This window comes from Pseudonocardia sp. T1-2H, from assembly GCF_038039215.1.
In the GTDB taxonomy this organism is placed as follows: domain Bacteria; phylum Actinomycetota; class Actinomycetes; order Mycobacteriales; family Pseudonocardiaceae; genus Pseudonocardia.
Map to the genome: position 1 here is coordinate 39,647 of NZ_JBBPCL010000002.1, position 21,757 is coordinate 61,403.

The window sequence follows — 21,757 nt, forward strand, 5'->3', positions numbered from 1 at the left end:
GCTGACGTGTTCCCCCTGATCCCGAAGGAGGTCGACGGTGCCCGACACCGCCGCCGCTGAGCGCCGCCGCCCTGGCGCGCTCGCTACCGGCCGCCGCGACGCCCGCGACACCCACGCCGCGGGCGCCCTCTTCCCGGCGTTCCTGGCACCGCCCGCCGCCCCCGACGACGGCGAGGTGGGCGACCGCGACGAGCTGCGCGCCATCGTCGCCGCCCTCCGCGTCGAGTGAGCCGCCCCCTGACCCGGAGGTGATCGTGGAGCTTTGCGCCCGTCCCCGATGCGGGCACCCCCGCGAAGCTCACGAGCACCTCCGTTCAGGCGCCGACTGCGGCGCCTGCGGCCGGGTCCTCTGCCCGGGATTCGTCCCCGCAGAGGCCCGGCCGCCCTCAGCTGCGACGACTGCTGCGGAGGAGGTGACGCATGGCCGAGTCCGACACTGAGAACCGCGGCGGCATGGTCGCCCTGCTCCCCGCCGATCCAGACGTCCTGGTCGTCGCCGCCGAGGGCGCCGAGACCGCCAAGCAGATGCACCTCACGCTGCTGTTCCTCGGCTCCGACGTCACCGAATGGGACGCGCACCGCCGCGAGGGTGTCGTCGTCGCCGCGCGCGCGGCCGCGGCGGAGGTCGACGGCCCGATCGAGGCGCACGTCGCCGGGCACGCCACGTTCAACCCGGGCGGCGGGCCGACCGGCGAGCAGCAGCCGTGCGCGGTGTACCTCGTCGGGAACACGACGGAGCTGGCGCCGCTGCACGAGGACATCGCGCGGCGCGTCGCTGAGCTCCTCGGCGACGACCTGCAGCCGCAGCACGCCCCCTGGCTGCCGCACGTCACCGGGGCGTACGGGCTGACCGCGGCGGACCTGAGCTACGCCGGCCCGCTCGTGTTCGACCGGATCCTCGTCAAGCTCGCCGGGGTCTCCACCGTGATCCCCCTCGTCGACGCGCTCACCACCGCCGCGCGGGAAGCGTTCGCGCACGGCTGGGCGCTCACCGGCGGCCCGATGACCGACCGCGTCCGCGCCGCCTGCCGGGTCGCGATCGCGATGGTCCACGAGTCCGACGACCCCGACGAGGCGCTCGCCGCGACCATCCAGCTCGGCACCCTCGAAGGCACCTGGGCAAACGTGTTCGACCGCCGCGAGCAGCTCACCGCCCAGCACGTCGAGGCGATCACGGCGGCGTGGCGGGCCCTGATGGCGAACGTCGACGTCGACACGATGATCCGGAAGCTCCGCCGCAGCCTCGTGCTCGAGGCGGCGCCCGGGGACACCCCGGACCAGCACGACCACGCCGCCGAGGCCCGCGCCGGCGCCGAGAACGCCATGCACCCGGTGATCTACCCGTCCTCCCCCGAGTACCAGGCCGCGGTGCACGCCATCGCCGCGTCGCTGAAGGACTCCGAGGCGGAGGGCTCGGCGGGGGCCGTCGCGATCGCCGCCGAGCAGGGCGGCCACACCAGCGTGGCGTTCGACCTGGCGTTCCACGACGCCTACGACGCCCTCGGCGACCTCGACAGCTACTGGGGTTCCGCGACCGGCTGGCTCGGGCGGGTCCTCGACGGGCAGGCCGCGGACCTCGGGAACGCGCTCGCCGGGGTCGCCCGCGACGGCGGCACGTTCGAGGAGATGCAGGCCGCCGCCGAGGAGGTCCTGTCCGGCACGGAGATCCGCGCCGTCGACACGATCATCGACCTGGCCATGTCGCAGTCCTTCTCCCGCGGCGCGAAGACGCTGTACCAGCGGGAGGGTGTCTCCACAGTCGACTACGTGACCGCCGGCGGCGCGCGCGTCTGCCCGCTCTGCCTCGACGTCGAGTCGGAGAACCCGTGGCCCGTCGGCACGGTGCCGCAGCCCGGGCTCCACCCGTTCTGCCGGTGCGTCCTCGTCCCAGCGGACCCGCTGGAGGTGATCCGCGGGATGCGGCTGTCCCGGTACACCGACGACGCCGAGGTCGACGACTCCACCACGCCGGACAGTGCCGGGGACGCCTCGTGATCCGGTCCCGGCTCCTCCGCGACGTCGCCGCCCGGCAGGACCGCGAGGCCGCCGAGCGCGCCGACGTCGAGTTCGTCCTCGCCCTCCTCGACGCCCTGGACCTCGACGAGGTGCAGGTCGCAATCGCGCGGTCCCTGGCCGGGCGCATGGCGCCCCCAGTGGCCGTGAGGCGCCCGTCCCCTCCCGGGCGCGGACCAGTCCGCACACCGACCAGGAAGGGGGCGCCGTGAGCCCGACAGGAGGGCTGCCGTGCCGAAGGTGATCGCCCGCGTCTACGGGACAGCGATGGTGCCGGGGATCTCCCGGAACGGTCGCCTGTACACGCGGGAGCTGATCGAGCGCGCCGTCGCGCGTGCCCAGCCCCGGCTCGACGCCGGGAACCTGCTCCTCACCGAGGAGACCGACACCGTCCCCGGCGCGGACCTGCACCCGCTCACCCAGCGGACGCACCACGCCGCGGAGGACGACTCCACGCGGATCGTCGGCCGGCTCACCGAGCTGTCCGTCACCGAGTCCGGGGCGGCGAAGTTCGCGTCGGACATCGTCGACACCGAAGAGGGCCGCAAGATCGTCGACTTGATCGACAACTCCGACGGCCCGGCGTTCCTGCGGGGCGTCTCGATCCGCGGCGCGTGGCTCGGCGAGGTCCGCAAGCAGCTCGTCGACGGCGTCCTCGTCGAGGTCGCCGACGACCTGGACCTCGACGGCTTGGACTACACCGCGCGGCCCGGCGTGACCGGCGCCGTCGTGGACAAGGTCGAGCGCGTCGGCGCCGCGACCACCACCGAGGAGACCGCGCTCGCGCGGACCCCGATCTACGAATCCGTCCAGGAGGCCCTGGTGTCCACGCCCGTGACCGAGGAGGCGCCCGCACAGGCCGCCCCGACCCGCTGGGCGGACCCCAGCTACCACGCCGAGCCGCGGCTCCCGCTCGACAGCGTCGCCCAGGCCCGCGCGGCGTGGCACCAGCTCCGCACCCCCGCGGTCGCCGAGACGTACACGGCGGCGCAGCTGAAGCGGGTCCGGGAGCGCACCCAGCGCGCGCTGAAGGACTCCGGTGTGGAGCCCCTGCCGAACGGCTGGCTGATGGAGCGGGCCGCCCCGACACCGGCCGAGGTCGCCGAGTGCTTCGACTGCCTGCCGGTCGCGGTCGGATGCCCCCCGGAGCCGGACGGCTCGTTCTCGGTGCGCCTCGACAACGGCGTGGTGTCGATCTACATCTCGTCGTGGTCGATGGACCCCCACGACCTCACCCGCGTCGGGCGGGCAGCGATGGAAGGCGCCGCTGCGGCGCTGGAGCTGCTCGACCCCGACATGGACGGCGACGCCGATGCGGGTGCTGGCCCGTCGGAGACCGCCGCGGCGGCCCCCAGCGTCGCCGAGTCCGCCCAGCAGCCGGACGAGGCCCACGAGGGCCCGGACGGTGAACTGGCCGCCCAGGCGGCCACTGAGCCCTCCCCCGACTCCGCGACCGTGGAGCCGGGCACAACCCAGGAAGAGGAGGAGCCCGGCGTGTCCGAGCCCACCAGCACCACCCCGGCCACGACCCCGGCCGCTGCCCCCGCCGTCCCGGCTGGGTTCACCCTGTCCGACGAGCAGTTCGCGCAGTGGCTGGCGGCCCAGGCGCCCGCCGCGGCGGCTGCTCCCGCCCCCGAGCTCGTCGGCGCTGGCGCGCCCGTCGAGTCCGCGACCCCGGCCGCCCCGGTCGCCGAGTCGGAGAGCACCCTCGTCGCCCGCCTCGTCGCGGAGCAGCTGGCGAAGGCCGGCATCACCGTGCCGGTCGAGGAGACCGCCGAGCAGCGCATCGCCCGCCTCGTCGAGACGCAGGTCCGCGAGACCGTCCAGTCCGCGGCCGAGGCCGGCGTGCTCGGCGGCCGGAAGGGCCACGTCGTCACCTCCCCCGCGGGCGGGGTGACCGAGTCCGCCGACGGCACCGTCCTCCCCGAGGGCGTCGAGGACAAGCCGTTCCACGAGCTGGGCGACGCCGAGTGGCGGAAGGTCCGCAACCAGGCCGCCGCCGAGATCGCCGGCATCCAGCTCTGATCGCCCTCCCTGGCCGGGCCGCGACGTACCGCGGACCGGTCAGGTAGTTCCTGCACGCCCCGTCACGACCGCCAGTCCTCCGGGGCTGGTGCCGCTTGGCAGCGATGGTCGCCAACCCCTCAGGCCCGCAGCGTCCCGCTGCGGGCCTTTCTGCTGCCCAGAAAGGCACCACCGTGTCGCAGATCCGCGAGGCGCTCACCGCCACCGGCGCCACCGCGCTCGTCCCCAAGGTCATCTCCCGCGCGCTCCTCGAGTACCAGCGCCGCTACGCGCCGGTCATCGCCGCGATCCCGTCCTTCAAGTGGGAGAGCGACGTCTACTTCTTCTCGCAGCGCGACTCGAACCCGAACGGCGGGTTCGTGGTCGACGGCGGCGCTCGGGTGATGTCGAACTCGTCGTACAGCCAGAACGGCTTCCCGATGGCGCACACCCAGATCATCGGTGGCGTCACCGGCTACGCCCAGGCCGTCACGTCCGGCCAGATCGGTGACCTCCTGGGCAAGGAGGTCGACGGCGCGCTCCGGGGTCACTACTGGGACCTGGAGACCGCCGCCATGTGGGGCAACCGCGCCTCCACCGTGAACGGCGCCGCCCCGATGTTCGACGGCTTCGACTCCCTCGTGTCGAACTACTCGGGCAGCTCGCAGAACGCCATCGACGGCAACGCCGCGAGCTTCACCCTGAACTACCTCGACCAGCTCGCCGACATGGTCGAGACCAACGCCGCGATGGACGTCTTCAACTCCTCGTGGATGTTCACCCTGTCCAACACCGCCTGGTCGCGGGTGTCGCAGCTGCTGGTCAACAACCAGCGCTTCGTGAACCAGGTCGAGGTCGCCGCTGGCCTGATGGTCCCGACGTACCGGGGCATCCCGCTGGTCAAGACCTCGTTCCTCGCGCCGCGCTCCTACAGCACCGGCGCGGTCACCGTCGCGACCGCCACGACCGGCGGCACCCTGCCCGCGGGCACCTTCTACTACAAGGTGTCCGCGATCATCGCCCGCCAGGGCGAGATCCTGCCCTCCGCGGAGGTCTCGCAGGTCACGACCGGTGCGACCTCGACGGTGACCCTGACGCTGCCGTCGCCGACCGGCCGGGACGGGCTCGGCCCGATCCTCTACAAGGTCTACCGCGGCTCGGCGAGCAACGGCGAGACCCTGCTCGGGGTCGTCGACGCCACGGTGGGCCTGGCCGCGGACGGCATCACGCCGGTCCCGACCACGTCGATCGTGGACACCGGCACCCAGCTGATCCCGAAGAACGCTGCGACGCAGCCCGCGGTGCTGTCCGGCCTCTACGCGGGCACCAACGCCGCGAAGAAGCCCCCGGCCGCCGGCTGCGAGAACATCTTCCTGGTCCCCCGGGACGAGGACTACCTCTGCCGCCCGTACGTCCGGGAGGCCGAGCGGCTGCAGGTCGCGACCACGGTCGCGGCGCCGGACACGCTGCCGTTCGCGATGCAGACCGACACCACGCTCGCTCTGCGGGCGCCGAAGTTCATCGGCGGCCTCTTCAACATCGACACCCACCTCACCAACGGCACGCCCGTCGCGTGATCCGGGCCTGACTGCTGCGGCCCGCACCTCCTCGTGAGGTGCGGGCCGCGGCTCGTCCCAGCCTCAACCCCCTGATCGGAGAGATACCCGTGGTTGCACTGCGCAAGGCGCTGGCCGGGATGGACAGCTTCGGCAACGTCTGGCCCGAGGACGGCGCCGTCATCGACGTGCCCGAGGAGCAGGCCGTCGAGCTGCTGAAGCAGCAGGACGCCGGGATCACCGAAGTCCCCTCGGAGCTGCCCGTCGAGGAGGAGCAGGACGGCGAGCCCGGCGACGAGCAGCCGGCCGACGGCCACGACGCCACCGAGGAGCCGGACGCCACCGAGGAGCCGGACGCCACCGAGGAGCCGGACGCCACCGAGGAGCCGGCCGCACCCCTCGAGGAGGTGGCCGACCTGCCCGAGCTGGCGAAGGTTCCGCGCCGCCGCGGCTCCGCGAAGAGCTGACCCGCGGTGAACGTGGACGAGCCGACGCCGCTCACCAGTGCGGCGTCATTCAAGGGCAGTGCGTTCGAGGACCTGACGCGGAACTTCTCCGAGGACGCCATCGACGAGATCCTCATCGAGGCCACACGCGCCTGCGAAACCGAGGTTGGCCGCAGGCTCGTCCCGTTCACGCTCACCGAGACCCACCGCGCGGAGGGCATCGACCCCGACGAGCTCGGCGCCATCGGGTCCGGGCTGCAGCTCGACCTGCAGGGCTCCCTCGGGGCGTCCTACGCGGCCGCGCTCGGCAGCGGGATCGGGGCCCTGGTCCGGAAGGTGTGGCTCCGCCAGCACGCCACGCATTTCCCCGAGATGTGGGCCTACAGCGACGTGACCTGCACGGTCACGCTGTCCTTCGGTGGCGCCCAGACGGTCGCCCCGATGGCCGGCCCGACGAACGACACCGGGCTGCTGTGGTTCAACGTCGGCACGTTCTGCCCGATCGGGTCGCTCGTGCAGGTCACCTACAGCGGCGGCTACCAGACGATCCCGGCGGACCTGCGGCGCGCCGCGAAGTACATGGCCGCCGCCATCTTCTGCCGGGAGCTGGACCCGGAGCGCTCCTCGAACCACGACGCCGGGTCGCTCGAGGCGCTGGCCGTGTCCTGGCTAGAGCCGTACCGGGGGCTGTGACCCGTGGCCCGTGCAGGGCACCCGGTGTCGGCGGCTGCGCGGGCGAAGATCTCCGCGGCACTGAAGGGGAAGAAGCATCCGCACCGCGGGCACCCGATGTCGTCGGATGCGCGGGCGAAGATCTCGGCCGCGCTGAAGGGCCGAAACCACCCGCACCGCGGGCATGCGATCTCCTCGGAGACGAGGGCGAAGATCGCGGCCGCGCTGCGGGCCCGGCACGCGGCGACGACGGCGCGCGGGAAGTCCGGCACCGGCCCGAAGCGGTCCAGCGCCCCGAAGTCGGCGCGCGCCCCGCGCTCGACGCCGCCGACCGGCCGCGGGTCCGGGCTGCGGCGCGGCGGGAACACGTCGGTCCTGGCGCCCGGCGGCGGCCGGATGAAGACCGGGAGCCACGGCCACAAGGTCCACAAGTCGTCGTTCTCGCTGATCTCGACGGGCGCCGGATACCACCACTCCTACGTGGGGCGGCTCCGGAAGGCCCGCAAGGCGAGGTCGTCGAAGGCTCGGTTCGTCCGCACCCGGCGCGCCCACCGCGTCCGTCCCCGCAGGAGGTAGCCCGTGAGCTCAGCAATCGACCGTGAGGCCGCGTGGCTGTCGGCGTCCGGGGACGGCCTACCCGCCCTCCTGAAGTCCGCTGGCGGCCCCTGGGACGTCATCCAGGGCTACTGGGGGCGCACCACGGCGCGCATGAAGACCGGGATCTACCTGGTGCGGCCCGCGGTGGTCGAGTCCCGGTTCACGAACCAGCGGAAGATCCAGACCCACCAGTTCCGCGGCAAGCTGTGGTGGCCGATCGGGGCCACCACCGTGCAGTCCGGGCTGTGGGAGGACGAGCAGCGCGCCTTCGACGCGGCCGTCGACCTCCTCGTCGACAGGGTCCGCGGGCACGCCCTCGACCACACGCACGGCGGCCGGTTCCTCGCGGTCGCCGAGGCCCCCGACGGGGGCCGCATCACCGTCCAGTTCGCCGATCCCGAGCAGGGCCAAGGCTCCTCTCCGGCCGCCCTCAGGGCCGACATCACCTACCAGGCCGACGACCGCGACTTCGCGGGCTGAGGCCCGACCGGGAGGACCCCGACCAATGCTGCAGCGCAACGTCAGCGGCTCGCCGCTGGACATGCCGACCCTCGACCCGCCGGTGTCGGTGGGGCAGGGCGGCGCGATCGACCACGACACGCTCCTGGCCGGGTTCGAGCCCGTCGGCGAGCCCGACGAGCAGGACCAGGAGCCCGACGACCGTGAGACGACCGGCGACGTGCACGTGCCCGACGGCTCCGAGCCGGCCCCCGGTGACGGGGCAGTCGACGCGGCCGCCGTCGCGGCGGCCTCGGTGACCACCACATCCAAGTCCGGCGCGCGTGCGTCGGCGACCCGGAAGGGGGCGTCTCGATGACGCAGCTTTCTCGCCTTGCGATCGTCGGCCTCGCGAAGGAGGCGACCGCGGGCACCTACGTGGTGCCGACGACGTACGTGCCGTTCACCAAGGCCGACTTCGAGGACAACTACGCGGAGATCAAGGACGAGTCGATCCGCGCGAACGACTCCGTCCTGCAGGGCGCCTACCAGGGCCCGGTCACCGGGTCGTGGTCGCTGGACCTGCTGGCGTACCCGGACGTCCTGGGGCACTTCCTGGCCTCCATGATCGGGCCGGACTCGGTGGCGGCCGGGGTGTCGACGACGCTGAGCGCGTCGTCGGCGGTGAACGCGACGACGATCTCCACGGCCGTGAGCATCCCGGCGCAGACGGTCATCCAGATCGACACCGCCGCGAACGTGGAGTTCGCGAAGGTCACGGCGGTGTCCGGGGCTGGCCCGTACACGCTGACGGTGACGACGTCGGACACCGGCGCGGTCGGCCTGACAAAGGCGCACACCTCGGCCGCGCCGGTGATCGCGCAGACGACGCACACGTTCAAGCAGGTCGCGAACGTGCAGAACCCGACGCTGTCGATCTCGGTGTACGACACCCTGACGACGCTGGGGTACTCGTATGCGGCGCTGTCGGACCTGTCCATCAAGATCGACCCGAAGGCGTCGGTCTCCCTGACGTCGAAGTTCACGAGCATGCCGGGCGTCGCGCAGACCGCGTTGACGCCGACGTTCACGCAGCTCCCGCCGCTCCTCGGCTGGCAGTGGACCATGACGAACGCCGGCGCGGCCTCGACGCGCGGCCTGTCCTTCGACCTGAACCTGAAGCGGACCGTCGACCCGGTCCACTCGAGCGACGGCACCCAGGGCCCCCGGGAGATCTTCCAGGGCGCCCTGACCGCCGACGGCTCGTACAAGGCGATCTTCGAGAACCAGACCGACCTGGCGCTCTACAACAGCTACAGCCAGCAGCCCGCGACGGCGCTGCTGCAGCAGCCGACCGTCGGTGGCGGCGCGAGCCTGGCCCTGACCATGTCGAAGTCCGGCTGGGTCAAGGGCAAGCGCGAGTGGGGCGGCGCCTACGTGCAGGCGTCGTTCTCGCTGTCCGGCATCTACAACACGGTCGACGGCGGCTCGGTCTCCGCGGTGCTGAAGAACTTCAGGACCACCGCTTTCTGAGCGGTGCCAGCGTTCCCCCTCGCCGCGCTCTCGGCCCTGGCAGTCCTGCTGGTGGCCGGGGGCGCGCACTCCGTCGTGCCTCTGCTGCTGGTCGCGCTCGCGGCCACAGCAGCCCCTCTCGATCGACCCGCGCCGGGCTTCCCGCGCGGGCCCCTCTCACGCAAGGAGCGCAGAGCCATGGCTGGCTACGCCAACCGGATCCTCCACATCCCGTTCCCGGACCTGTCCGAGGAAGGCGACACGGTGTGGGTGTCGATCCTGAACCCGTCGCAGCAGCCGCCGGACAAGCTGCGGCCGCGGGAGATCCCGACCGACGAGAACGGCCGGCCGCTGGACCAGAACCTCGCGATGGAGGCGTCGTACGAGATCATCGCCGGTCTCGTCGTGGCGTGGCACGTCTACGACGCCACGGCGGCCTCGGTGGACTACGAGACCGGCGAGGCGCTCGACCAGCCGCTGCTGCCGAAGGTCGACCACTCGCACCCGGCCACTCCCGAGCTGGTGAAGTGCCTGCCGATGGAGATCATCAACGAGATCTCGCGGCAGATGAGCCAGCGCGTAAACCCTCAGTAGGGCCTGGCGAGCCCTACTTCGAGGACGTCTACCTCACCGTCGAGTCGATCTACGAGGGCACCTGGTCGTCCGGGGCTCCCCCGCAGGAGTTCGTCGACTTCGAGCTGATGCGTGAGATGGGCTGGTCGTGGACGGACCTGCAGGCCACGCCGACGTACGTCCGGCGGTTCACCTGGGATTTCATCCAGCTCCGCCGCCAGGCCGAGAACGACGCCAGCGAGCGCGCGCGACAGGAGATGAACACAGGTGCCTGAGCCCCTGGTGCTCGGAACGATGTCCCGCCTGTTCACCGAGCTCGCGGCGCGGAGCGAGGCGGCCGTGCCGCCCGCGCTCACCGCTGTGGCGCTCGCCGTCGAGCGGCAGGCGAAGCTCAACGCCTCGAACGGTGAGCACCCTCCTCGCACGCCCACGCCGTCGTCCGGCGACCCGGCAGGTCCCGCACGGATCTCCGGGTCGCTGGTCCGCGCGATCACTCACACCCCGGTCCACCGGACCGCGCTGGGCTGGGAGGTGAAGGTCGGGATGGCGCCGGGCCTGTACCCGTACTACAACCGCGCCACCCCGAGCTCGCTGTACGCCTACTACCTCGAGGTGACGGGCGTCGGGAAGAACCGGCGCAGGTTCCCGTTCCTCGAGCCGGCGTTCCACATGGTCGCCAGGGTGTCGGTCTACACGATCTTCGCGGAGCTGTACGGGGCCGGCTGGCGGACGCTCTAGCCGCGCAGGAGCCGCGCCTTCTCCTGCTCGAACTCCTCGCGGGTCAGCAATCCCTCGCGGAGCATCCGGGCCAGCTCGACCAGCGGCCCGCCAGTGCCGTCCAGCGTGGCCGTGGGCGCACCAGCGGCCGGACCGTGGGGTGACCGACGGGCCGTCTCCACAGCGGCCCTCAGCGCCTCGAACGCGGGGAGTTCTCTCCGCCAGAACGGGACGTGCCACTCGTCGAGGCGGGCCGCGGTCGCCTGCGACCCGATCCGGGCTCGCGGGGCGACGGTCCCGGCCACGGTGAACCCGATGAACCCCTCCCGGGTCAGCAGGCCCGGGGGTTGCCACCGCACGCCCGCGAGCTGCGAGACGTGCACTGATCGTTCCCCATAGCCCGGCAATGACCGGTTCGTCCTGGTCAGGGTCACGGTGTGGCCGTCGAACCTCACCGACGCACCCAGCCTGCCTTGGGCTTCCAGCTCCATCTGCTCATGGTGCTCGGCCTCCCTCTCCGAACACCTGTTCGTGCCAACGCACCCCGGATTCCTGAACTGAGGGGGTGCCGCCGGTGTCCGATGAGGTCGCCGATCTCTACGTCACGCTCCGCGCCGAGAGCGCCCCGCTGACTGCCGGATTCGCCGAGAGCGGCACGGCCGGCGAGGCGATGGCCACCCGCATCGACGCCTCCCTGCAGGCGATCGCTACGGAGATCGGCCGCGTCGCGGAGACCAACAACCTGCTGGCCACGTCCGTCGACCGTCTCGCGGCCCAGTGGACGGCCGCTACCTCCGAGATGGCCGTCGCGACGGCGCGGGTCAGCACCGAGACGGCGCAGGTCGCGACGTCCGTCGAGGCGGCCGCCGCGAAGACCACCGCGGCCGCCACCGAGATGACGGCCTCACTGTCCGAGGTCGGCGCGGCCACGGCCGACGTCGACGTCGCGGTGACGGCGATGGGCGAGACGTTCACCGCGACCGCCGCGGTGATCACCGAGTCCGGCATCGAGATGGCCACGGCCACCGCCGCGACCGCCGCCGAGGCCCAGGCCGCGGCGGAGAAGATGCTCGCCGACCAGCGGGCGGTGGCCTCAGGCGCCCAGACGGAGGCCGCGCAGGTCACCGCCAGCGCGGAGGAGATCGCCGCCGCGCAGAAGGCCCTGGCGCTGTCCTACGGCGAGGGCGCCACCGCGGCGGAGATGGCGGCCAGCAAGACGGCCGCCGCCTACGCCGCGATGAGCGACAAGGTCGTCGCCGACCTGGCGGCGGTCAAGGTCGCCGAGGCGGAGGCTGCCACCGCGAACGTGGCCGTCGGCACGACGATGGCCGGGACCGCGGCCGGGATGGGCACCCTCAGCACGGCGTCCGCGGCCGCGTCGGCGAGCTTCGGGAACGTCGCGGCGAAGGTCGGGCTGACGAGCGGGCAGCTCGGCCTGGCCGGGCTCGCGGCCGCCGCCGTCGGCGGGGTCGCGGTCAAGATGGCCGGCGACTTCGACATGGCCACCACGCGGCTCGTCACCTCGGCGAACGAGACGGAGTCGAACCTCGGCATGGTCCGGGACGGCATCCTCGCGATGGCCGGGACCGTGGGCTACTCGTCGGACGAGCTGGCCAAGGCCATGTACAAGGTCGAGTCCGGCGGCCAGCACGGCGCGGACGGCCTGAAGGTGCTGCAGGCCGCCGCTGAGGGCGCGAAGACGGAGAACGCGGACCTCACGGTCGTCGCGGACGCCGTCACGACCGCCCTCATCGACTACCACCTGCACGCCGACGACGCCGCCACCGTCACCAGCAAGATGGTGCAGGCCACCGCCAGCGGCAAGATGACGTTCGAGGAGCTGGCCGGCTCTTTCAGCTCGGTCGCGCCGATCGCCTCCGCCGCGAACATCTCCCTCGACGACATGCTCGGCGTCCTCGCCTCGATGACGTCGCACGGCATCTCGGCCCAGCAGGCGACCCAGAACATGGCGGACGCGATCCGCCACCTGCAGGCCCCCACCGGGACCATGCGGAACGAGATGAACCTGCTCGGCATCAGTGCCGACGACGTCGCCGCGCACCTGGGCGAGCGGGGTCTCTCCGGGACCATGCAGCTCCTCCAGCAGGCCATATCGAAGTCGATGCCGCCAGGCTCGGAGAAGGTCTTCCTCGACATGAAGAACGCGGTCGCGTCCGCGTCCCCCGCCGTGCAGGACCTGGCCCAGAAGGTCATGGACGGCTCGATCTCGATGAAGGACTTCAGCAAGGCGGCGAAGGACCTCGACCCGATCTCCGCCAAGCAGGCCGCCAGCTTCGCCACCCTCGCCGGCACGACCCACCAGCTCGGGTCGGAGTCGAAGACCGGCGAGGAGGTGATGCAGACCTACGGCGGCGCCATGCAGAAGGCCATGGGCGACGCCACCGGCCTGAAGGTCGCCCTGATGACGACCGGCGAGAACGCCGACTACACGAACAACGCCATCAAGGGGATCTCCGGGACGACCACCGAGGCGGGCAACCACGTCAAGGGTTGGAGCGAGATCCAGGGCGAGTTCAACACGAAGGTCTCCCAGGCCAAGGACGGGATCGGCGCCCTGGCCATCTCCATCGGCGAGAAGCTGCTCCCGGTGGTCACGCCGATCGTCGGCGCGATCGCGGACTTCACCACGTGGATCACCCAGAACCAGGTGGCGGCGACCGCGCTGGCGATCGTCATCGGCGGGGTGGTGGTCGTCGCCTTCTCGGCCGCTGCGGTGGCGGCGTGGAGCTTCACGGCCGCGCTGCTCGCCAACCCGGTCGTGTGGATCGTCGCGGCGATCGTTGCCGCGATCGGGCTGCTCGTCTTCGCGGTAGTCGAGATAGTCCAGCACTGGCAGGGGATAGCGGATTTCTTTTCCGGCCTTTGGTCCGATGTAAAGGACATTTTCAGTTCCGCGGTCAGCTGGGTAGGCGATAAGCTATCCGATCTCGCTGATTTCTTTTCCCGAATGTGGGGGAAAGTAAAGGACGGACTCACTTCTGCGAAGGATTGGATCAAGCAGAAGCTTTCCGATGTAGTCGATTTCTTCACCTCCTTGCCGGATAAGATCGGAGAGGGTCTCTCTAAAGTCGGAGAATCCCTGAAGACATCCTTTTCTCACGTGCTCGATTTCATTACCGCGCCTTTCCGGGCGGCGTTCGCTTTCGTCAAGCTGCTGTTCTCGAAGAGCCCCGGCGAGTGGGGGCAGATCATCGGCCAGGCGCTCGGCCAGCTCGCGCGGACGCTCGTCGACAAGGGCAAGGCGCTCTGGCACGGCTTCTGGGATGACGGCGTGGTCCCCGCCTGGAACAACACGCTGGCCTGGTTCAAGGCTCTACCTGGGCGGATCGTCGACGCGATCGGCGCGGCGAACACGTGGCTGAAGCAGAAGGGGAAGGACCTCTGGCACGGCTTCTGGGACGACGGCGTGGTCCCGGCCTGGAGCAACACGCTCGCCTGGTTCAAGGCTCTGCCCGGCCGGATCGTCGACGGGATCGGCGCGGCGAATACGTGGTTGAATCAGAAGGGAAAGGACCTCTGGCACGGCTTCTGGGACGACGGCGTAGTCCCGGCCTACAACAACACGATTGCGTGGTTCAAGGCGCTGCCGGGGCGCATTCAGACGGCGCTCGGGGATGCGGCGTCGTGGCTGACACAGAAGGGAAAGGACCTCTGGCACGGCTTCTGGGATGACGGAGTAGTCCCCGCCTGGAACAACACGGTCGCCTGGTTCCACGACCTTCCGAACAAGATCCACGCTTTTTTCACGGACGCTCCGCATTGGCTGGTCGAGCACGGCAAGATGATCTTGCAGGGCTTGATCGACGGGATCACCGGATTCGCCTCCAAGGTTTACAACGCCATTTCCGATTTCATTAAGGGCTTCATCGACGGATTTAAGCGGGGCTTCGGCATCGCGTCGCCGTCAACGATTTTCCACGATTTCGGAATTCAGATCCTGACCGGCCTACTCAACGGCCTGACGACTATGTGGACCACCGTCGTGGGCTTCCTCGGACGGTTGCCGTCGCAGGCGATCAACCTCTTCGCGAACGCGGGCTCCTGGCTCGTTTCCGCAGGTCACAACCTCCTCGTCGGCCTGTGGAACGGCATCGCGTCGATGACGTCCTGGGTCTGGGACAAGCTGACCGGCTGGGCCTCCTCGCTCTGGGGCGGCGTCAAGTCCGCCCTCGGCATCGCCAGCCCGTCGACCATCGCCCACGAGTCCGGAATGTGGCTGATGAAGGGCCTCGCCAACGGCATCGACGAGCACGGCCACGTCGCCGTGCAGGCAGCCCAGGCGGTCGCCGACCGGGTCGTCACCGCCACGAAGTCGACCAACCAGAGCCTCACCGGGCTCGGCCTCACCGCCGCCACCCTCGGCGGCGACGGCGCGAGCCTCAGCTTTGGTGCGGCCGGCTTCACCCGCCCTGCCGTGCCGACCAGCCCCGGCGTCCTCACCGGCGTCGGGGCCGGCCAGCAGAACGTGACCGTCGTGCACCTCAACCCGACGATCCAGGGCAACGTCTGGACCACGCAGGACCTCGTCACGGAGCTGCAGCAGGAGCTGCTGCGGCACGGCATCCGGAACACCGGCAACGGCACCAACTACGTCGGCTTCGGGGCCTGATCCGCGGCCGCCCCGACCAACGAAGGAAGGGGGCGGCCGTGGGGATCTCCGGCGTAGGCCAGCTCATCACCAGCAGGAACACCGGCGTCACCGCCCAGACGGCGACCTTCACAGCCGACCCGACGACGATGGGGAACGCCTTCCTGCTGTCGATCGTCTACTCCACCCGGACCACGGCCGTGTCGAGCGTGGCCAGCTCGAACGCGACGTGGTCTCGGCTCTCGACCCGGCAGCCCACCACGTTCTCCACGCCCACGCTCGAGCACTGGATCGGCATCCCGACGGGAACCGCACCGGCGACGGTCACGGTGACGTGGGGGGCCGCGCTGCCCAGCGTCACCGTGGAGCTCGACGCCCAGGAGTTCACCGCGTACGGGCCCGGCACCACGTGGGCCCTCGACGGAGCCCTCGGGATCGCCGAGAACGGGGCGTCGACGACGATCACGTTCCCCACCATGACCGCGCCCGGGGCCGGTGCGGGCGAGCTGTACTGGGGAAAGTGCCTCTACACCGCGGGGACGCTGTCCGGTGGCGCGCCGGCCTCGTTCACCTTCCCCACCGTCAACGCCTCCGCGGGGCCCATCGCCTACAACCCGGCGCTCCTCGGCGCCGCGACCCCGACGATCACCGTCTCAGCCTCGGGGCCGTCCGCCGGTTCGGCGATCCTGCTGGCCGCGACCGCGCCCGCGTCTCCCCCACACCCCGCCCTCGCCCGGCAGGCGCTGGCGCGGGGCGCCCTCAGGTAGAGCTGGAGAGCGTGGATGCCGATCGTCCTGCAGAACACCACTCAGGCCACGAAGTCGGCCACCACGGGCACGACGCTCGCGGCCGCGGTGACGCCGACGGCGGGGAACTTCCTCATCCTCGGCGTCTCCGTGTCCGGCGGCACCCTGAACTCCATCGCCTCGATCGCCGACACCAAGGCGAACACGTTCACCCGCGTGGCCTCGGTGAACGACGCGACCGCCGGGACGATCGACTGCGAGCTGTGGACCGCCCCGGTCACCGCCGGCGGGTCGGACACGATCACCCTGACGATCACCGGTAGCCACTACTGCAACGTATGGGTGCGGGAGTACTCGGGGCTCGCCGCGACCCCCCTGGACAAGTTCGTCTCCGCGAAGGGCACGGGCACGGCGCTGTCCTCGGGGGCGACGGCCACGCTCTCCCAGGCCGACGAGCTGGTCATCGGTTTCGGCGGCACCGTCGACGGCGGCGAGACGTACACCGCGGGGTCCGGGTTCGGGAACCTCGTGCAGGCCCAGATCGGCGCAGGCACCTACGACACCGCGATGGAAGACAAGATCGTCTCGGCGACGACGGCGCAAACCGCCGCGTTCACCGCGTCGATCTCCGACGCGTGGGCGTGCATCGCCGCGACCTTCAAGGCCGCCGCCGCCCCGAGCGGCCCCCCGGAGTCCCCGACCTTCACCCGCCAGGCCCAGATGCGGGCCTCCCTCCGCTAGCTGAAAGGGGTCCGTGATGGGCCGTACCTACACCGTCAACTCCGGCTCGATCGCCCTGTCGGCGAGCGCGACGAAGTCCCTCATCCTGCTCAACCCGACGATCACGTTCTGCGTCACCGAGGTCGGGATCTCGTTCGACTCGTCGGCGAGCTCGGCGGCCGTCACCGTCGACCTGTACCGGACCACGACCCTCGGCGCCCCGGCCGGCACCACGGCCACGTTCGTGAAGGAGAACGCGAACGCCGACTCGTCCTCGAGCAACGCCACCGCGTCGAGCCTCGTCAACCTGTCCGCGGAGCCGACGGCCGTCGAGGTCATCCGGTCGTTCTTCGTGCAGCCCTTCGGCGGCCTCGTCGTCCTGCAGTTCCCGCTCGGCCGGGAACCGCAGATGACCGGCACGACCACGCAGCGCCTCGGGCTGCGCGTCACCACCCCGGGCGCCGTCACCCCGAACGTCCGGTCGTGGTTCGCCATCGAGGAGTAACCACCCCGCCCTCCCCCTCTCCCTCAGCCCCGCGGCCACCGGTCGGCGGGGCTTCGTCATGTCAGGAGTCTTTTCATGCCCGTAGTCAGGCTCGGCAACTCGCAGCCGATCAACCACGCCACCGGGGCCCCGATCACCCCGGACGGCCAGGTCACCGAGGTCCACATCCCGGACACCCACACGCTCGCCCAGGCGATCAGCGCCGTCACCCACGTGGGAGACGTGCACTTCGGCGTCTGGGCCGCGCACAGCGCCGCTGAGGCCCCCGACTGGGTGTGGTCGGACAGCGAGGAGCTGGCCGTCCGGCTGGCGGCGCACTACGGCTGCCCGGTCGGGCAGCCGGCCACCGACGAGACCCCGGAGGGCTGACCCGATGAAGGTCAACAGCGGACACGACGCGCAGGCACGGATGATGGGCGGCAATGGGGCCGGGTTCACCGGGTCCGCGACCTCGCCGACGGCGACGGGCTTCACCGCGTCCGGCCTCACCGCCAGCGCCTACATCGGGCAGCAGGTCATCCTCGGCTCCGTGTACGGCGTGATCACCGCCAACACCACGACCACCGTCACCGTCGACAGGTGGTACACCCCGGCCAACCCGGGCGGCGCGGCCGCGTCGACCCCCGGCGCGGGCACGTTCGTGATCGTCCCCGGGAACGCGCCGCTGGCGTTCATGGCGCTCACGGCCAACGCGACCGCCCCGGCGGCGACGGACACCGCCCTGGCCGCCGAGATCACCACCGCCGGTGGCGGCCTGGTCCGGCAGCTCGGCGTCTACGCCCACACGACCGGTGTCGCGGGCTACACCCTGACCGGCACCTACACGGCGAACGGCTCCGACGCGCTGCCCGTGATCGTGGCGAAGGTCGGGGTCTTCAACTCGATGGTTCCCGGCGCGGGTGGCCTCGGGTTCGAGACCTCACTGTCCAGCACGGCGACGTTCGCGGCGTCCGGCGACCAGCTGACGTTGACGTCCAGCGTGTCGAACTAGCAGGTCAGCAAGCTGAGGGGGTAACTCATGGCTCGGTTCGGGCGCGGGTATCCGAGCCATCCGATCACCAGCCGGGTCCTGCCGACAGGGCCGAGCACTGGGCTGGCGACGACCACCGATTCCGCGCCTGCCGTCGACACGCTCACGAGGGGTGTCCTGCTCCTCGCGCGGTCGGTCGCGGAGTCCGCCCCGGCGACGGACACCCTCACGCAGGGTGTCCTCGTCATGGCCCGGGGGCTCACCGAGACGGCGCCCGCTGTCGACTCCCTCGGGGCGACGGCTGTCGGCAAGGTCGTCAGCGACTCGGCCCCGGCCGTCGACACGCTGACCCGGGGCGCGCTGCGGATGCCCCGCACGGTCGTCGAGTCCGCGCCAGCGCTCGACACCGTCACCTGGCGGTACCTGCGGGGCGCGGTGGACTCGGCGCCCGCGGTGGACGCCCTGACCCGTGGAGCTCTGCGGTTCGCCCGGACCCTGGCCGAGTCGGCGCCGGGCGTCGACACGATCACCGTCCGGACGATGCAGTACGCGCGGTCGATCTCCGACACCGCGGCCGCGGTCGACACGATCACGGTGCGGGTCCTCCGGACTCCCCGGACCGTGTCCGACTCGGCCCCGGCGACGGACTCGCTGGCGCGGGGCGCGCTGTTCATGGCGCGCACGATCACCAACTCGGCGCCGGCCGTCGACTCGGTCGGCGGTGTCGTCGTCGGCTCTGGTGCTCCGCAGACGACCGCGAACCCGAACTGGCCGCTGGTCGGCTTCGAGATCGACTTCACCAGCGGGCCGCCGAACCTGCCCGGCGGCTCCCGTCGGTCGATCAACGCCGTCTACCGGCGCCTCTTCGTGCGGCGCTGGTCGACGAGCCGCGGCCGCCAGTACGAGCTGGACCAGGTGCAGGCCGGAACCGCGGCCCTGGACCTGCCCGACCCGCTCGAGCTTCTGAACCCGGACAACACGGCATCGCCGTTCAACTCGGGCGGCGACATCACCCCGTACCGGGCCACGTGGATCTGGGCGATGTGGCCCAACCAGCCGGGCTCCGGGAACATCCTCAACCCGACGGTCAGCCTGGACTACGACCCGTCCTTCGAGACGGGCCTGTCGCTCTGGGAGGGCGTGAACCCGGCGACGGTCCCCGCGCTGTCCACACTGCAGCACCACGGCGCCGGGACGACGTCGATGCGGGTCCCACAGGGCGGCACCGGGATCAACTTCGGTGTGTGGAACTCCTTCCGGGTCGCCCCCGACGTCACCTACACCTTCAGCGTCTGGGTCTACCCGACCGGCGGGGCGAACGTGACCGTGTCGATCACCGATGCTGCGGGTGGCATCCACACGTCGAACACCGCGAGCGCGCAGAACACGTGGACGCGCCTCTGGGTGGCGTGGGACCCGGTCGACACCCTCGAAACCGTGACGATCTTCGGTGCAGGGGTCGCGAACCCGGTGTTCTTCGTCGACGAGCAGCAGCTCGAGTTCGGGTCACACCTCACGGACTGGCAGGCCAACGGGCCCGCCCTGCAGCCGATCTTCGTCGGGTACGTCGAGCGCTACCCCACCACGTACGACATGTCCGGGACGCGGGCGCAGCGGCCTCTGCAGGCCGTCGACGCGCTCGCGATCCTGTCCCGCACCACGATCCGCCAGTCCTACGAGCTGGAGATCGCGCAGGACTCCCCGGCCGCGTACATGCCGCTGACCAACAAGAGCGCGCCGGCCACCGCGGCGCAGCTCGGCTACGGCTCGAACGCGGCCCCGAACTACCTGATCCCGCAGTCAAGCTCGATCCAGTGGGGAGGCGACGCGCACCCTGACGGGACCTCGGCCGTGACGTTCACCGAGCAGAACGCGGCGACGCCGCCGTCGAAGTCCGGTGCCGGCAACGACACGGTCATGACGCCGACCGGGGGACGGCTGTCCATGGCGACGGTCGGGTCGACCGTGGAGTTCTGGGCTCGCCCGGTCGTCGGCGCGATGGAGCTCGGGTTCCTCTACGTGGCGGCCGACACCGCGAACTTCCCCACGGACTACACGGACGCACAGATGGGTGTCCGCATCCAGGACTCGGTCCGGTTCCGGTTCATCCCCACCTCAGGGGGCGCGAGCTACCAGTACGGCATGCCGACTCAGACCCCGCCGGTGTTCGACGTGTGGCCCGACGGGCAGTGGCACTACTACGCGATGACCTTCGACGCGGCCGGCAACCAGTTCAACTTCTACGACGGCCTGCAGGGTCCGAACCATGCGCTCTCGCCGCTGCCCGCCCGGATCGGCTGGACGATCATCAACACGCTCTCGGCGTCGGTCGGGTTCGGCTACCCGCAGGCCCAGTTCTCCTTCGGGCGGTGGGCGTTCTACAACGCCGACATCGGCGCGGACCGGCGCATGGCCCACTACCAGCGGGGCGTCGGCTACGTCGGGGAGCTGCCCGGGGCCCGGGTGGTCCGGATCCTCGGCGAGTACTGGCAGGGGAGCTGGCAGGTCGCCCGGGGCTCCTCGCGCTCGCCGCGGATCACTCCTATGACGGCCGCACGGTCCTCGACGTCCTGCAGGAGATCCACGAGTCCGAGCGCGGCCTTGTCTACGTGGACCGGGCCGGGATGCTCACCTCGGAGGACCGGTCCTCCCGGTACGCCACCCAGACGTCGACGTGGACGTTCGGGGAGAACCCGGCCCCGGCCGTCCCGCTGAACTCGAACCCGTACTTCGAGGTCGACACCTCCGGGTGGACCGCGAACGGGTGCACGTTCACGCAGACGGCGGCGTACCACCACCAGGGGGCGGCGGCGGGCCAGCTCACCCCGAACGGGGTAGCCGCGACCCCGCTGGTCCGCAGCGCGCTGGTGCCGGTGTCGCCGAACACCTCCTACACCGGCGACGCCTGGCTCTTCTCGTCGGCTGGGTGGTCCAGCGCGAGCGTCATCATCGACTGGTTCGACTCCACCCAGACGCAGATCGGCACCAGCCCGAGCACCAACGGCGCTGTGCCGGTCAGCCATTGGGCTCTGATGAGGGCCGCCGGCACGTCCCCGGCCAATGCGGCGTACGCGCGCATCGCAGTGGCGATGTTCGGGACACCCTCCACCTCGGCGGTGCTCTACATCGACGAGGCCCGGCTTTACCTGTCTTCGCAGGGCGACGAGTACCCGTACGCCGACTACGCCACCGACCACGACCCGACGTACGTGTTCACCCAGGCCAACCTGTCGCGGCCGGACAACAGCGACATCGCGCCGATGGTCAACGCGGCGGCTGAAGCGACCTACGGGCAGCGGATCTTGACGCAGACCCTGCAGGCGACGACGGACTTCGACGTCACCCAGGCCGGGGTGTTCTACCTGTCCCGGTACTCGAGCCCGAAGACGCGCATCACGACGCTCACGCTGGTGCCGTCGGCGAACCCGGCCCTGTGGCCGGTCGTCCTCGGGTTGGAGATCAGCCAGCGGGTCCGGGTGAAGCGCCGCTCGATCGGACTGTCCACGTCGGCCGAGTACTACATCGAAAAGATCGACCACAAGGTCGACGCCGCGGCAGGGACCTGGACCGTGTCCCTGCAGCTCTCCCCCGTGTGGGTCCCGTCCGCGTGGGTCCTCGGCGATGCGACGCGCGGCGTCCTCGGCAGCACCACAACCCCGATCTACTAAGGAGGGCCGGC

General features: G+C 71.1%; 24 protein-coding genes. 22 read left to right on the top strand and 2 right to left on the bottom strand.

Annotation, left to right across the window (positions count from 1 at the left end; genetic code table 11):
• Positions 1-37 precede the first annotated feature (37 nt).
• The 14 genes from WBK50_RS33105 (at position 38) to WBK50_RS33170 (ending at position 10,549) form a co-directional block, all read left to right on the top strand.
• Complete coding sequence (locus WBK50_RS33105) at positions 38-229, top strand: hypothetical protein (protein WP_341339684.1); 192 nt, start codon at positions 38-40, stop codon at positions 227-229.
• 191 nt (positions 230-420) lie between these two features.
• Positions 421-1,995: a hypothetical protein gene (locus WBK50_RS33110; protein WP_341339685.1), complete on the top strand. Its 1,575-nt coding sequence runs from the start codon at positions 421-423 to the stop codon at positions 1,993-1,995.
• Positions 1,992-2,225 (top strand): hypothetical protein, encoded by a 234-nt coding sequence (locus WBK50_RS33115; protein WP_341339686.1) that lies wholly within the window; start codon positions 1,992-1,994, stop codon positions 2,223-2,225. The genes WBK50_RS33110 and WBK50_RS33115 overlap by 4 nt, the downstream gene beginning before the upstream one ends.
• 19 nt (positions 2,226-2,244) lie before the next feature.
• Positions 2,245-4,038: a hypothetical protein gene (locus WBK50_RS33120; protein ID WP_341339687.1), complete on the top strand. Its 1,794-nt coding sequence runs from the start codon at positions 2,245-2,247 to the stop codon at positions 4,036-4,038.
• 173 nt (positions 4,039-4,211) lie between these two features.
• Complete coding sequence (locus tag WBK50_RS33125) at positions 4,212-5,594, top strand: SU10 major capsid protein (RefSeq protein WP_341339688.1); 1,383 nt, start codon at positions 4,212-4,214, stop codon at positions 5,592-5,594.
• An 89-nt stretch (positions 5,595-5,683) separates the two neighbouring features.
• Entirely contained in the window at positions 5,684-6,040 is a 357-nt protein-coding gene (locus WBK50_RS33130; protein WP_341339689.1) for a hypothetical protein, read from the top strand.
• Positions 6,041-6,046: 6 nt separating this feature from the next.
• Positions 6,047-6,712 (top strand): hypothetical protein, encoded by a 666-nt coding sequence (locus WBK50_RS33135; protein ID WP_341339690.1) that lies wholly within the window; start codon positions 6,047-6,049, stop codon positions 6,710-6,712.
• A 3-nt stretch (positions 6,713-6,715) separates the two neighbouring features.
• The gene (locus WBK50_RS33140) at positions 6,716-7,267 is read left to right on the top strand and encodes an NUMOD3 domain-containing DNA-binding protein (protein ID WP_341339691.1); all 552 of its coding nucleotides are present in this window, start codon (positions 6,716-6,718) and stop codon (positions 7,265-7,267) included.
• Positions 7,268-7,270: 3 nt separating this feature from the next.
• Complete coding sequence (locus WBK50_RS33145; RefSeq protein ID WP_341339692.1) at positions 7,271-7,768, top strand: hypothetical protein; 498 nt, start codon at positions 7,271-7,273, stop codon at positions 7,766-7,768.
• Positions 7,769-7,793: 25 nt separating this feature from the next.
• Entirely contained in the window at positions 7,794-8,105 is a 312-nt protein-coding gene (locus WBK50_RS33150; protein WP_341339693.1) for a hypothetical protein, read from the top strand.
• Complete coding sequence (locus tag WBK50_RS33155) at positions 8,102-9,259, top strand: hypothetical protein (protein ID WP_341339694.1); 1,158 nt, start codon at positions 8,102-8,104, stop codon at positions 9,257-9,259. The genes WBK50_RS33150 and WBK50_RS33155 overlap by 4 nt, the downstream gene beginning before the upstream one ends.
• A gap of 177 nt (positions 9,260-9,436) precedes the next feature.
• Entirely contained in the window at positions 9,437-9,832 is a 396-nt protein-coding gene (locus WBK50_RS33160) for a hypothetical protein (RefSeq protein ID WP_341339695.1), read from the top strand.
• A gap of 107 nt (positions 9,833-9,939) precedes the next feature.
• Positions 9,940-10,086, top strand: coding sequence for a hypothetical protein (locus tag WBK50_RS33165; RefSeq protein ID WP_341339696.1), 147 nt, complete (start codon positions 9,940-9,942; stop codon positions 10,084-10,086).
• Positions 10,079-10,549, top strand: coding sequence for a hypothetical protein (locus WBK50_RS33170; protein WP_341339697.1), 471 nt, complete (start codon positions 10,079-10,081; stop codon positions 10,547-10,549). The genes WBK50_RS33165 and WBK50_RS33170 overlap by 8 nt, the downstream gene beginning before the upstream one ends.
• Here the strand turns inward: WBK50_RS33170 and WBK50_RS33175 are convergent.
• On the bottom strand, positions 10,546-11,019 hold the full coding sequence (locus tag WBK50_RS33175; protein ID WP_341339698.1) for a DUF4429 domain-containing protein: 474 nt from the start codon (positions 11,017-11,019) through the stop codon (positions 10,546-10,548). The genes WBK50_RS33170 and WBK50_RS33175 overlap by 4 nt on opposite strands.
• Before the next feature lie 106 nt (positions 11,020-11,125).
• Positions 11,126-11,554 (bottom strand): hypothetical protein, encoded by a 429-nt coding sequence (locus tag WBK50_RS33180; protein ID WP_341339699.1) that lies wholly within the window; start codon positions 11,552-11,554, stop codon positions 11,126-11,128.
• Between the two features lie 40 nt (positions 11,555-11,594).
• Between WBK50_RS33180 and WBK50_RS33185 the strand changes: the two genes are divergently transcribed.
• The 8 genes from WBK50_RS33185 (at position 11,595) to WBK50_RS33220 (ending at position 21,746) form a co-directional block, all read left to right on the top strand.
• Entirely contained in the window at positions 11,595-15,158 is a 3,564-nt protein-coding gene (locus tag WBK50_RS33185) for a phage tail tape measure protein (protein ID WP_341339700.1), read from the top strand.
• Positions 15,159-15,196: 38 nt separating this feature from the next.
• A complete protein-coding gene (locus tag WBK50_RS33190) occupies positions 15,197-15,904 on the top strand; it encodes a hypothetical protein (protein WP_341339701.1) in 708 nt (235 codons plus the stop codon).
• 15 nt (positions 15,905-15,919) lie between these two features.
• Positions 15,920-16,624: a hypothetical protein gene (locus WBK50_RS33195; RefSeq protein ID WP_341339702.1), complete on the top strand. Its 705-nt coding sequence runs from the start codon at positions 15,920-15,922 to the stop codon at positions 16,622-16,624.
• Between the two features lie 16 nt (positions 16,625-16,640).
• The gene (locus WBK50_RS33200) at positions 16,641-17,108 is read left to right on the top strand and encodes a hypothetical protein (RefSeq protein ID WP_341339703.1); all 468 of its coding nucleotides are present in this window, start codon (positions 16,641-16,643) and stop codon (positions 17,106-17,108) included.
• Between the two features lie 75 nt (positions 17,109-17,183).
• The gene (locus tag WBK50_RS33205; RefSeq protein ID WP_341339704.1) at positions 17,184-17,477 is read left to right on the top strand and encodes a hypothetical protein; all 294 of its coding nucleotides are present in this window, start codon (positions 17,184-17,186) and stop codon (positions 17,475-17,477) included.
• 4 nt (positions 17,478-17,481) lie between these two features.
• Complete coding sequence (locus WBK50_RS33210) at positions 17,482-18,099, top strand: hypothetical protein (protein ID WP_341339705.1); 618 nt, start codon at positions 17,482-17,484, stop codon at positions 18,097-18,099.
• Positions 18,100-18,126: 27 nt separating this feature from the next.
• Positions 18,127-20,793 carry a hypothetical protein gene (locus tag WBK50_RS33215; RefSeq protein ID WP_341339706.1) on the top strand — a complete coding sequence of 889 codons (2,667 nt, stop codon included), beginning with the start codon at positions 18,127-18,129 and terminating at the stop codon, positions 20,791-20,793.
• Positions 20,703-21,746 carry a hypothetical protein gene (locus tag WBK50_RS33220; protein WP_341339707.1) on the top strand — a complete coding sequence of 348 codons (1,044 nt, stop codon included), beginning with the start codon at positions 20,703-20,705 and terminating at the stop codon, positions 21,744-21,746. Before WBK50_RS33215 ends, WBK50_RS33220 begins: the two co-directional genes overlap by 91 nt.
• The last annotated feature ends 11 nt before the right edge of the window (positions 21,747-21,757 follow it).